Raw genomic sequence first — 12,275 nt, forward strand, 5'->3', positions numbered from 1 at the left:
CTGGGCCCAACCACAGCCGGGCGCATGGACTCCTATGTGGATTTACTGCAGTCCCACGGTGGCAGCATGATTATGCTGGCGAAAGGCAACCGCAGCCAGCAGGTGACGGATGCCTGTAAGAAACACGGTGGCTTCTACCTGGGCAGCATTGGTGGCCCGGCGGCGGTGCTGGCGCAACAGAGTATCAAGAGCCTGGAGTGTGTGGCTTACCCGGAACTGGGTATGGAAGCTATCTGGAAAATCGAGGTGGAAGATTTCCCGGCGTTTATCCTGGTGGACGACAAAGGTAACGATTTCTTCCAGCAAATCTCTGGGCGATGCGATAACTGCGCAATAACGAAGTAATCCTGCCGACAGACTGCGCTATGCAGTCTGTCATTTTGTTCTGATATTCATGCTATAAGTGACACTGTCACATTTTATTTCCCAATCTGTGCTCATCCTGTTCTTTATAACGCTACACAGGTATGAATTGACTATCTTTTTAGAGAAGACTTTTTTCATGCGGGAGGAAATATGGCTGAAAGCAGGATGGAACATGATTCAATGGGCGATATCGCCGTAGATGCGCAACGCTTATGGGGCGCGCAAACCCAACGTTCATTGATGCACTTTCGGATATCAACAGAAAAAATGCCTGGCGTATTGATTCACGCGCTGGCATTAACCAAACGAGCGGCGGCCACCGTCAACATGGATTTGGGTATTCTGGATAAGGTAAAAGGCCACGCCATTATCGCCGCAGCGGATGAGGTGCTCACAGGGAAGCACCAGGCTGAGTTCCCGTTAGCCATCTGGCAGACTGGTTCGGGTACGCAAACCAATATGAACATGAATGAAGTGCTGGCTAACCGGGCCAGCGAATTATTGGGCGGCGAAAGGGGGAATAACAGGCTAATTCATCCGAATGATGATGTGAATAAAAGCCAAAGCTCTAACGATGTATTCCCCGGTGCGATGCATGTGGCGGCGGTACTGGCGATACAACGTGATTTATTGCCTGCACTCGCCCGGCTTAAAGAGTGCCTCGAAGAAAAATCTGCCGCTTATATGGCGGTTGTGAAAATCGGGCGCACACACTTGCAGGACGCCACACCACTGACACTGGGCCAGGAAATAAGCGGCTGGTACAGTATGCTGGCAGATCAACAAGCTTACATCGAAGCAACATTACCGCAATTATATCCTCTGGCGTTAGGGGGAACAGCTGTGGGAACCGGGCTGAATTGCCCCCCTGGTTATGCATCCGGTGTTGCTGCTGTTCTGGCTCAATTAACTGGAGTGCCTTTTGAAAGCGCCACCAATAAATTTGCAGCGCTGGCAACTTGTGACCCGCTGGTGCGTACTCATGGTGCGCTGAAAGCTCTGGCGGCTTCATTAATGAAAATTGCCAATGATGTTCGCTGGCTCGCTTCTGGTCCACGTTGTGGTATTGGTGAAATCACCATTCCGGAAAATGAACCCGGCAGTTCAATTATGCCTGGCAAAGTGAACCCGACACAGTGTGAAGCACTGACCATGTTGTGCTGCCAGGTTATGGGCAATGATGTTGCGGTGGGAATGGGCGGTGCTTCAGGGAACTTTGAACTGAATGTCTACCGGCCAATGATCATCCACAATTTTTTGCAGTCCGTTCGTTTGCTGGCAGATGGCATGACAAGCTTCACTGAGCATTGTGCCAGTGGCATTGAACCCAACCAGGCGCGCATTACTCAGCAATTGAATGCTTCTTTGATGCTGGTGACGGCGTTAAATACTCACATTGGGTATGACAAAGCATCAATGATCGCCAAAAAAGCCCACCATGAGGGCACCACACTCAAAGAAGCGGCTCTGGCAAGCGGTTATTTGACAGAGGCAGAGTTCGATGAGTGGGTTCGCCCGGAAGCAATGACCGGCCTGGCTTCGGGCTGACTTGACTGGTGCTGGTAAGGTTAACATCCGTCATCCATCAGCCACAGATGCAGTCGCGGGATCAGTAGCCTCCCTTGCTGTGCAGAGGGTTTATGCCGCCAGGTGATACTGGCGGCTTCATAGTTCAGCAGTTCGCCAATGTCTGGTACAGCAGTGTGTTCCTGGCACAGAACTACTAAAGGTGAAGAGCAGGCGAGCTGTTGTTGCCTGCGTTGCCCGGCATACCATACACGGGCAATGGGCTGCACTTTTACCGGGCGGCGGATCTTGAGCCTGACCCGCTCGGGTAATGAGGCTACATCCTGATACTCGCGCGAAACATGGGCATACCATTGTTCCTGCGTCCAGGGTGGGACTGCGCGCTTTGCCTTCAGGCTCTTTTCCAGCATCGCCAGTACTTCATCACGGGTGAGATTTTTAATAATTTGCTTATTTGCCCAGCCAAAATTAATCGAGGAAGGGTTTTCTGGTCGCATAATCTGGCGCCAGGCGTTCAGGGTTATCAGGCCTGGCAGGTGTTGGTGCACCCACTCAAAACGGGCCGTTGGTGGCAAATTAACAGTTTGAGTAATAAGGGTTTTTAGTACCTGCTTATGCTGATTAATATCGTCAATCAGTGAGTTGAGTTCACTGTGTTGGTGATGATTAACAGCAACGCACAACGCACCAGGCAGACGCACAGCGGCTTTGCTGCTCTGCTTTGCTGACTGTTGTTGGATAAAAAAGTGGCGGAAATGGTGCAGGGCACGGGTGCGGGCCGCATGGCCGACAAGTGCAGTTACGCTGATTTCGTCAATGTCATCCTGTTCTGTACCTTTCAGCCGTTCTGGCAGAGCAAAAGTGCGTGCAGCAAGTAGCCGGCATTCTGCCAGAATCCCGGTAAGCCGTGCTGTCTGATGTTCAATATGGCTGAATGTTTTTTTGAGAGCCTGAGTACAATCCTGGTGTGCCATGTCAGTACCTGCCTGTGGCTAATCTGGTATATTATTTTAGTTACAACATACTCATAGTGTGGCACAAACTCCCGTCATTAGCCAATGTGCCCGGTCTGGCCGGATAGGGAATAAGTATCAAAGACGTTGTAAAGGCCAGCTAAAGCTCAGACGGGCACCACCCAGCGGACTCTTCTGTGCACTGACTTCACCGTTCATCGCCACCGCAATAGAATATACAATAGCCAGTCCCAACCCACATCCACCTGTGGCTCTGTCCCTGCTCGGGTCAAGGCGAACAAACGGTTCAAATACCCGTATACGTTCTGCTTCAGGTATCCCCGGGCCATCGTCATCCACAGATAATGTAGCCCGTTCACCGGAAACAACCAGCGCGACATGGAGCTGTTTTTCACTGTAGCGCAGGGCATTATTCACCAGGTTATCAAGCACACGTTCCATAAGACGCAGGTCAACCTGGCAAGTAAGTGCCTGTTGGGGAATATCCAAATCCAGTTCGCGCTCAGGGTGAATAAAGCGCACATCATCAATGCGCTCTTCAAGCCAGAGTGGCAAATCAATTTCTGTCAGGTTCAGTACTGTTTGCGGCCGGTCCAGCCGGGCATACGTCAGTAGCTCTTCAATCAACCCCTCTAACTGGCTGACATCCCGGTTTAACGCCTGGGATTCTTCTTCTGACAGCCGGTCACTCATTTCCAGCCGGTAACGTAAGCGAACCAGCGGGGTGCGTAATTCATGGGCGATACCATCTAACAGCTGCTTCTTACTGGAAATCAGCGTATTGACGTTATCGGCCATTTGATTGAACGCAACCCCCAGCCTTTCAAAGCTGGAGCCATTGTCAAAATGAATGCGCTCGTCAAGGTGTCCATCACCAAAACGCTGGGCGGCTGATTCAAGTTTCAGCATATCTTTCCAGTGTGGGCGCATCCAGATAAACACAGGAACGGCCAGAGATATGGCAATAAACGCCATGAGCGCGACATCCAGCAATCGCATTTGATGGAGGAAAAACAGATAAGGAACCGGACCAACCACCAGTGCGTAATGGCTGCGGGGAATACGTTGTAAAAAAGTATATTCCTGGTCCAGCGCAACAATGTCGCCTTCTTTCAGACGTTGCTCTGTGGCAGAGTCCAGATGGAAGTTGCTCAACGGTTCAATATGTAACTTGAAAGATAAATTGAAATCCAAATCGCTGAGTGTCTTATTCCAGTCTCGCGGGGGGATCTCGCGCAATTCGCTGCGCATCAGGTAAAGCGAACTCTTCATCAGGTCGTCAAGGGACTGGCGTCCGGCACGTTCTGCCGTGAATTTATAGACCAGTCCAACCAGCATTGCCATTAGCAGAAAGCAGACAAACAGCAGTAAATAGAACTGAATAAAAAGTTTCTTCATAGTCCACCGTAAGGTACGCACATAGAACAAGCCGCAACGACTGACACAAAAGGCTCAGAAATAGCGATGCAAAGTATACTCTGAAATGCGTTTTCGGCGACGAAATACCTGCGGAATGGTGCTAATGGTAATCCCGCGTCAGATGACAGGCAGGAGAATAATGTATACAAAACTATCTGGTTGGACCATAAAAAAAAGAGAAATTTTCGTTAAGGAAACTTCACGGCCTGCCGATAACCTCAATACGCAGGGGTGCAGCACTATCAGCCACTCTTCACACCGAAGGTGTTGATAGTGATTCACCTCATGTTGATAACCATAGCGTAGTGATACTTCTCAGGGCCGTGTTGATGTCGCCGGCCCTCTTTTTTTTCTGTAAACCGGGCTTAGTGCGAGGTTTCCCACGCGTGGGGAGCAAATAAGTAACCTTTATTGCGAATGGTTTTAATACGATAAGGTTCTGTTGCACTGTCGTGTAGTTTTTTGCGTAAACGGGAAATCGCAACATCAACACTGCGATCCAAACCATCGTAACTCACACCCCGCAAGTTTTTCAGTAACATGTCTCTGTCCATGATTTGCCCGGCGTGGCTGGCAAGTTCCCATAACAGTTCAAAATCTGCCGTTGACAGCAAAATAGTCTCTTTACCCAGAGTGACCTGGCGGTTAAGCGGATCAATACAGAATGTACCAAAATGAATGGCCTGCTGATGACGGGGGGCAGAGGCAGAAGCTGTCTGTGTTGAACTTTGCCGGGTTCCTGCATTCTGGCGTAAATGCAGACGTAACCGGGCCAGTAGCACCGCAGGAGGGGTCGTTTTTAGAATATAATCGCTGGCTCCCATTTCAAGTGACAAAATATGGTTCATATCACTATCAAGTGAGGTAAGTAAAACTATCGGGCCTTCCCATTTGGGGCGCAGGTCGCGGCACAATGACATCCCGTCTTTGCCTGGCAGCATTATATCCAGAAGAACCAGGTCCGGGTTTTCCCGGGCGATAACCATTTCAGCCTGATCTCCACGGGTTTCAATAATGACATCTATGTCGTGCTTGCCTAACCAGGCGGCAATTAATGATCCAACTTCCGGATCATCTTCAACGAAAACGATTTTAGTCATAATAGGTGGTGTTAGTTGTCCTGCTGAATGTACGAATATGCTTAGCGCAAATGCCGCCCGCCATCAACCGCGAAAGTGCGTCCTGTAGCATACTGACTACTCAGTAAGTAATCTACCAGATGGATGATTTCCTGTTCTCCTGGTGCAATTCTCATTAATGATTTGTCCAGTGCATTTTGGCGATAGCTGGCATTATCTTCAGGATTAAACATAATAAGGGACGGAGCAATAGCATTGACTTTAATACGCGGCGCTAATTTTCGTGCGAATGAGCGGGTTAAATTATCCAGCGCAGCTTTACTTGCCGCATAAGCAATATGTTTATCGCTGCCACGCTCAACTACATAATCAGTGAAATGTACAATATCGCCGCTGGCGGTTTCGCTGCTCCCGACAATACTGGCAAGAGTTTGGTTCAGTAGATAGGGGGCGCGGACATGAATTTGCAGCATGGCCGTCATGACATCAGCATCGCTGCTTGCACCACCTTCCGCAATCCACTGGCTGGCATTATGAATAATAGCGCGTAACCCCGCAGGATTCTGTTCTCTAATCTGACGGGCAAAATTCAACACACCTTCATCGGTGGAGAAATCAGCGGCAATACAGCAAACCCCGGCCTGTTCCAGCTCACCGATTACCGGGTAGTGGGTACGATAACTGATAATAACCGGTTGCCCACATGTAACAAAATGCTGTGCAAGTGCCAGGCCAATACGGCGTGCACCGCCTGTTATCACTATGGGTTGAGCCTGGCTCATTACGCTACCTTTTCATTATGGTTATGTTATGCAGTCAGTTTACCAGCATCCATGTCGCAGGGAAGGCCGCTAACAGAATCAAACTGATGCCAGCTTTTTCCAGCCACCGGAGTTGGGCATTATCCTGATGTGTCCGGCGGGCATAGAGAAATACAATTATGCCGGGTGCGTACAATACCACGGACAGCAATAAATGCATTAGGCCGGAAGCATACAATAACCAAATACCGTATACGCAGGCGCCATAACCAATAATTCGGTGTGCTGGTGACCGCGCCATTTTGACCAGAAACGCACCAACCAATAAATAAGGCACCAGAATCATTTCGGAGGCAATGTTCAACAGTGCGTTGTAATCCGCACCAGTCAGCCAGATAAGCACCAGGCAAGCCTGAACGCTGAGATTGGTTAACCATAATGAAGCTGCTGGCGCATTGTTTCTGTTTTGATGCGTGAAAATACGTGGAAATGCTTTATGGGTGGCTGCCAGTAAAGGGACCTCTGCTGCCATAATAGTCCAGCTCAGATATGCCCCGCATACCGAGACAATCAGACCTGCGGCAATAATCACTTCACCCCACGACCCCATCATTTCGACCATAATGCCCGCCATTGATGGATTCCGCATGGCTGCCAACTCCGGGCGGCTGACAACGCCCAGGGAGAGCAATGTAACGAATAAATAAACCACTAATGCCGCAATGACGGCCAGAATGGTGGCACGGCCAACATCCTTTTTGTGGCGGGCACGGGCAGAAACCACCACAGCACCTTCCACACCAATAAATACCCACAGAGTGATGAGCATGGTGTTTTTGACCTGCTCCCATACCGGCACACCCAGTGCGATACCAGTAAAGTCGAACTCAAAACGTGAAAACTCAAAGGCGAGGGCAGCCAGAACAATAAATAAACCCAGGGGTAATAATTTAGCCAGCGTGGCGACCAGGTTAATGCCTGCCGCAGTCTGAACCCCCCGCAGAACCAGTGCGTGAACAATCCATAACAGGCAGGAAGCACCAGCAATTGCCTGCCAGGTGTTACCATCGCCAAACAGGGTATGACCAGGGCTGTCAGTGAAAAAACTCAGTGCGGAGAAGACAATAACCAGGTAGGAGACATTGGCAATCACGGCACACAGCCAGTATCCCCAGGCTGAACAGAAGCCAATCAGCTCGCCAAAACCTTCTCGCGCATAGGTAAATATACCGCCATCCAGGTCCGGGCGAAGACGTGTCAGCAGCAACATCGCGCCAGCCAGAAGCAGGATCCCTATTCCGGTTATCGTCCAGCCAATCAGTAACGCTGAAGGGCTGGCTACGGCCGCCATATTTTGCGGCAGGCTAAATACACCGGCACCGAGCATGGAGCTCAAGACCAGCGCTGTCAGGGCCGCAAGGCCAAGTTTTTTTTCCATTAACAACCTGTCAGTAAATGCATCAATCAGAATAATTATTTCGTTAAGACGCATAAAAATGGTGAATTTTACTAAGGCGCGGGATTTTACGGGCTGTGAAAACTGCATGCAATGACTTAAACCAGAAAAAACGCTGAATGACAAAAAAACAAGCAGAATTGAGATATGCAAAGCAGAATGGCGCAGGAATGATTAGTAGGTGCCCAAAAGAAAAAAGTAGCCGGAAAACCGGCTACTTTCATGGTGGAAAATTTGTAGCAAGACAACAGTTATTTATTTGTACAGGTCTGCACTGATCGTCATATTGCCACCACGCTCCTGCCACTGGCGGGTAATGTGGTAGTATTTTGCACCTGCTTTTGCAGCGCGTTTGGCAACATTGTAAGAAACATCAGTCATACTGGAATAGTGCCCGGTGAATCTGATGCTGTCGAACGGCGCCATCTGAGCTGCGGTGATTTTATTCAACTCTTGAATCTTCGTTCCATCTGGCAGTGTGACAGTGTAACGGCCACCTTCAGAGGACTGCGTTTCGAAGAACCGACCAACATCACTGCTCAGCATCCCAGAAGAGGCCACTCCCGGAATTTCAACTTTCTTCGCGGCTGCACCACCTTCGGCAAGCAGTTTGCGGCCTGTCTCAGAGTCTGCCGGAATGGCATTCGGGCTCTGCAGTATACGTTTCTTCGCATCCGCCTTATAGATAAAAGCAGTGATCATCTGGTTGCCGCCCTGGTTAGTATCCATTTGGCGAACAATATAAAAAGATGCGGCACCTTTTTCTTTGGCGGCTTTCGCAATGGCGGCGTTCACGTCAGGTTGTGAGCGGTAGAACCCCTGAACAGTCACTGTGTCGAACGGCTCAAGTGCGATAGCCTGATCTTTAGGCAATTCCATCACACCTTCGATGACACGATTTTTGGGTTTGTCTGCTTCCCTGGCATCGGCATGGTAGATATCCGCAGTAACACGAGAGTTACCACTGTTACCATAATCGTGTGAGTCAACAATATAAAATGATGCTGCACCCATGCTGTCCGCTTTTTTGGACACGGCGGCAACTGCATCGCTAATGGAGTTAAAATGGCCGGTCAGAACAATACGGTCATAGGGTTTTAATGCAGCTGCTTTTTCTGGCGTCAGTTCAGTTGCGGCATGAGCCGATACTGCCACCACAGAAAAGAGCGTGGACGCCAGCAGGGTGTACTTAAAATTCATAGTTAATCCTTCGCCTTGCGCATAAAAAGTACTGATTACAGCATTATAATACTGTTGAGTATTGACCGATTATTGCATTGAAAAGCCTTACTGTCTTCGCCAATTTTGCCGGTAAATGCGTTTCCTCTCACGCGAAGCAATATTATTAAGCGATATCTGGTAAAAACGGTCACTTTATCAGTATATTCGTTAATACTTACCACTTTTATAAGTTAAAGTAATGTTAATTATTGCTAATACGTCAAAAATTGGATCGTGTTTTAACTGGCTTTTGTGGCTGAATATCTCACTTTTTTTTAAAATATAAGTAAAAAATATCACCTGGATGTGCACCTGACTACACTTTCACTGTTCAGATGAGAAATGTAAGACCTGGGATATAGATCACAGGCGTTATTTTCAGTAGGTTATAGAAACATTGTTACAACAGGATTTTCTTGCAGATTAAAAAGTCGTCAGTGGGTTAATGTGCCTGTTGTGCGTCTTTTTTCTCATTTTCATTAAAACCATCACGAGAATCGATGGAAGGGAAAACTATGCGTATTGGTGTACCTCTAGAACGCCTCAACGGCGAAACCCGGGTTGCCGCAACGCCGAAAACGGTGGAACAACTGCGTAAACTGGGGTTCGATGTTGTCATTGAACATGACGCCGGAAAACTTGCCAGCTTTGATGATGACGCTTACGTCCAGGCTGGTGCGGAAATTGTAGATACGGCACAAGCCTGGCAGGCTGACGTAATTTTTAAAGTCAATGCACCTGAACAAGGCGAAATTACGCAAATGCGCGATGGCGCAACGCTGGTTAGTTTTATCTGGCCTGCTCAGAATCCTGACTTAATGGCCATGCTCAGCGCGCGCAATATCAATGTAATGGCGATGGATGCTGTGCCACGTATTTCTCGTGCTCAGGCGCTGGATGCATTGAGCTCGATGGCTAATATCGCTGGTTACCGTGCGATTGTTGAAGCTGCACATGAATTTGGTCGCTTCTTTACCGGGCAAATTACCGCTGCCGGGAAAGTGCCGCCTGCAAAAGTCATGATTATAGGTGCGGGTGTGGCAGGTTTAGCCGCGATTGGTGCCGCCAACAGCCTTGGGGCAATAGTTCGTGCCTTTGATACCCGGCCTGAAGTGAAAGAACAAGTGCAAAGTATGGGCGCTGAGTTCCTTGAGCTTGATTTCGAAGAAGAAGCTGGCAGTGGTGATGGTTACGCAAAAGTTATGTCAGAAGCTTTTATCAAAGCGGAGATGGCGTTGTTTGCCGCCCAGGCTAAAGAAGTCGACATCATTGTTACTACAGCGCTGATTCCGGGCAAACCTGCGCCAAAACTCATTACCCGTGAAATGGTAGACAGCATGCAACCGGGAAGTGTTGTGGTTGACCTTGCTGCACAAAATGGCGGTAACTGTGAATACACCGTACCCGGCGAAGTTTTTGTCACGCCGAATGGTGTCAAAATCATCGGTTATACCGATTTACCGGGCCGTCTGCCAACACAATCATCTCAGTTGTATGGCACTAACCTTGTCAACCTGATGAAGCTGCTGTGTAAAGAAAAAGATGGCATCGTCACCATTGATTTTGATGATGTTGTGGTTCGTGGGGTAACCGTTGTGCGCGAAGGCGAAGTTACCTGGCCGGCTCCCCCTATTCAGGTTTCAGCACAACCGCAGGCACAGGCAGCACAACCGAAAGCCGTTGCGCCAGCAGCACCCGAGAAAGCCTCATCACCATGGCGGAAATATGCGCTACTCGCACTGGTGATAATCCTCTTCGGTTGGTTATCTACAGTGGCACCGAAAGAATTCCTTGGTCACTTTACGGTATTCGCTCTGGCGTGCGTTGTGGGGTATTACGTGGTCTGGAATGTGAGCCACGCGTTACATACTCCCCTGATGTCGGTCACCAATGCCATTTCCGGGATTATTGTGGTGGGCGCTCTACTGCAAATAGGCCATGGCGGCTGGGTCAGTTTTCTCAGCTTCATCGCGGTATTAATTGCCAGTATTAACATCTTCGGTGGTTTCACCGTGACTCAGCGTATGCTGAAAATGTTTCGTAAAAATTAAGGGGTAACAAATGTCTGGAGGATTAGTTACTGCTGCATACATTGTTGCCGCGATCCTGTTTATTTTCAGTCTTGCCGGGCTTTCCCGCCATGAAACTTCAAAACAGGGCAACGTGTTTGGTATTGCAGGGATGGCTATTGCACTGGTCGTAACCATTTTGGGGCCGGACACCAGCAATGTCGTATGGATACTGGTTGCTATGGTGATTGGTGGTGGGGTGGGTATCCATCTCGCCCGTAAAGTTGAAATGACTGAAATGCCTGAACTGGTGGCAATTCTGCACAGCTTCGTCGGCCTCGCCGCTGTGCTGGTCGGTTTCAACAGTTACCTTGACCATGCTCCTGGTATGGAAGCCGTAATGGAAAACATTCACTTAACGGAAGTTTTCCTGGGGATCTTTATTGGTGCGGTGACGTTTACCGGGTCTGTGGTGGCGTTTGGCAAACTGCGCGGTAAAATCTCATCAAAACCATTGATGCTGCCTCACCGGCATAAACTGAACCTGGCTGCTTTGGTGGTGTCATTCCTGTTACTTATCATGTTTGTGCGCACTGGCAGCGCGGGTACTCAGGTCTTTGCATTACTGGTCATGACCGTTATTGCCCTGGCATTCGGCTGGCATCTGGTCGCCTCCATTGGTGGGGCAGATATGCCTGTTGTGGTTTCCATGCTGAACTCCTACTCTGGTTGGGCAGCCGCAGCCGCAGGCTTTATGTTAAGTAACGACTTGCTGATTGTTACCGGTGCACTGGTTGGTTCATCAGGGGCAATTCTGTCGTACATCATGTGTAAGGCTATGAACCGGTCGTTTATCAGTGTTATTGCTGGTGGCTTTGGTACTGATGGTGCCTCTGGTGGTGAAGAAGTTACGGGTGAGCATCGCGAAATTAGTGTGGAAGAAACCGCTGAAATGCTGAAAAATTCCACTTCGGTGATTATCACTCCGGGCTATGGTATGGCTGTTGCTCAGGCTCAGTATCCAGTTGCGGAAATCACCGAGAAACTGCGTGCACGCGGTGTAAAAGTACGTTTCGGTATTCACCCGGTTGCCGGGCGCTTACCTGGGCATATGAACGTTCTGCTGGCTGAAGCCAAAGTCCCTTATGACATCGTACTGGAGATGGATGAGATCAATGATGATTTCGCCGACACCGATACCGTACTGGTTATCGGTGCTAACGACACCGTTAACCCGGCCGCTCAGGATGATCCGAAAAGCCCTATCGCGGGTATGCCAGTATTGGAAGTGTGGAAAGCGCAAAACGTAGTGGTATTCAAACGCTCAATGAATACCGGTTATGCTGGGGTACAAAACCCACTGTTCTTTAAAGAGAATACTCAAATGCTGTTTGGTGATGCCAAAGCCAGCGTGGATGCCATTCTTAAATTGCTGTAACTCTGAACAGTAGCTAACCACAACC

At 49.1% G+C, this 12,275-nt stretch carries 10 protein-coding genes; 4 read left to right on the forward strand and 6 right to left on the reverse strand.

The genetic code is table 11. The features are described 5' to 3' along the window. A partial coding sequence (locus A9B99_RS00005) for a fumarate hydratase C-terminal domain-containing protein (RefSeq protein ID WP_197499239.1) occupies window positions 1-345 on the forward strand: 345 nt, incomplete at its 5' end. A gap of 171 nt (window positions 346-516) precedes the next feature. Further along, complete coding sequence (fumC, locus tag A9B99_RS00010) at window positions 517-1,914, forward strand: class II fumarate hydratase (protein ID WP_064593361.1); 1,398 nt, start codon at window positions 517-519, stop codon at window positions 1,912-1,914. A gap of 20 nt (window positions 1,915-1,934) precedes the next feature. Here fumC and tus read toward each other — a convergent pair whose 3' ends face one another. The 6 genes from tus to ydgH form a co-directional block, all read right to left on the reverse strand. Beyond that, the gene (gene tus, locus A9B99_RS00015) at window positions 1,935-2,867 is read right to left on the reverse strand and encodes a DNA replication terminus site-binding protein (RefSeq protein ID WP_064593363.1); all 933 of its coding nucleotides are present in this window, start codon (window positions 2,865-2,867) and stop codon (window positions 1,935-1,937) included. Between the two features lie 117 nt (window positions 2,868-2,984). Then, on the reverse strand, window positions 2,985-4,265 hold the full coding sequence (gene rstB, locus A9B99_RS00020; RefSeq protein ID WP_064593365.1) for a two-component system sensor histidine kinase RstB: 1,281 nt from the start codon (window positions 4,263-4,265) through the stop codon (window positions 2,985-2,987). Window positions 4,266-4,651: 386 nt separating this feature from the next. After that, window positions 4,652-5,386, reverse strand: coding sequence for a two-component system response regulator RstA (gene rstA, locus A9B99_RS00025; RefSeq protein ID WP_064593367.1), 735 nt, complete (start codon window positions 5,384-5,386; stop codon window positions 4,652-4,654). A gap of 41 nt (window positions 5,387-5,427) precedes the next feature. Then, window positions 5,428-6,147, reverse strand: coding sequence for a dihydromonapterin reductase (gene folM, locus A9B99_RS00030; protein WP_064593369.1), 720 nt, complete (start codon window positions 6,145-6,147; stop codon window positions 5,428-5,430). A 34-nt stretch (window positions 6,148-6,181) separates the two neighbouring features. Then, window positions 6,182-7,564 carry an amino acid permease gene (locus tag A9B99_RS00035; protein WP_064595403.1) on the reverse strand — a complete coding sequence of 461 codons (1,383 nt, stop codon included), beginning with the start codon at window positions 7,562-7,564 and terminating at the stop codon, window positions 6,182-6,184. A 273-nt stretch (window positions 7,565-7,837) separates the two neighbouring features. Then, complete coding sequence (gene ydgH, locus A9B99_RS00040; protein ID WP_064593371.1) at window positions 7,838-8,782, reverse strand: DUF1471 family protein YdgH; 945 nt, start codon at window positions 8,780-8,782, stop codon at window positions 7,838-7,840. Window positions 8,783-9,318: 536 nt separating this feature from the next. Between ydgH and pntA the strand changes: the two genes are divergently transcribed. Then, window positions 9,319-10,854 (forward strand): Re/Si-specific NAD(P)(+) transhydrogenase subunit alpha, encoded by a 1,536-nt coding sequence (gene pntA / locus A9B99_RS00045; RefSeq protein WP_064593373.1) that lies wholly within the window; start codon window positions 9,319-9,321, stop codon window positions 10,852-10,854. Window positions 10,855-10,864: 10 nt separating this feature from the next. Further along, the gene (gene pntB, locus A9B99_RS00050) at window positions 10,865-12,250 is read left to right on the forward strand and encodes a Re/Si-specific NAD(P)(+) transhydrogenase subunit beta (RefSeq protein ID WP_064593378.1); all 1,386 of its coding nucleotides are present in this window, start codon (window positions 10,865-10,867) and stop codon (window positions 12,248-12,250) included. Window positions 12,251-12,275: the final 25 nt, after the last annotated feature.

It is taken from the genome of Mangrovibacter phragmitis, from assembly GCF_001655675.1.
GTDB lineage: Bacteria > Pseudomonadota > Gammaproteobacteria > Enterobacterales > Enterobacteriaceae > Mangrovibacter > Mangrovibacter phragmitis.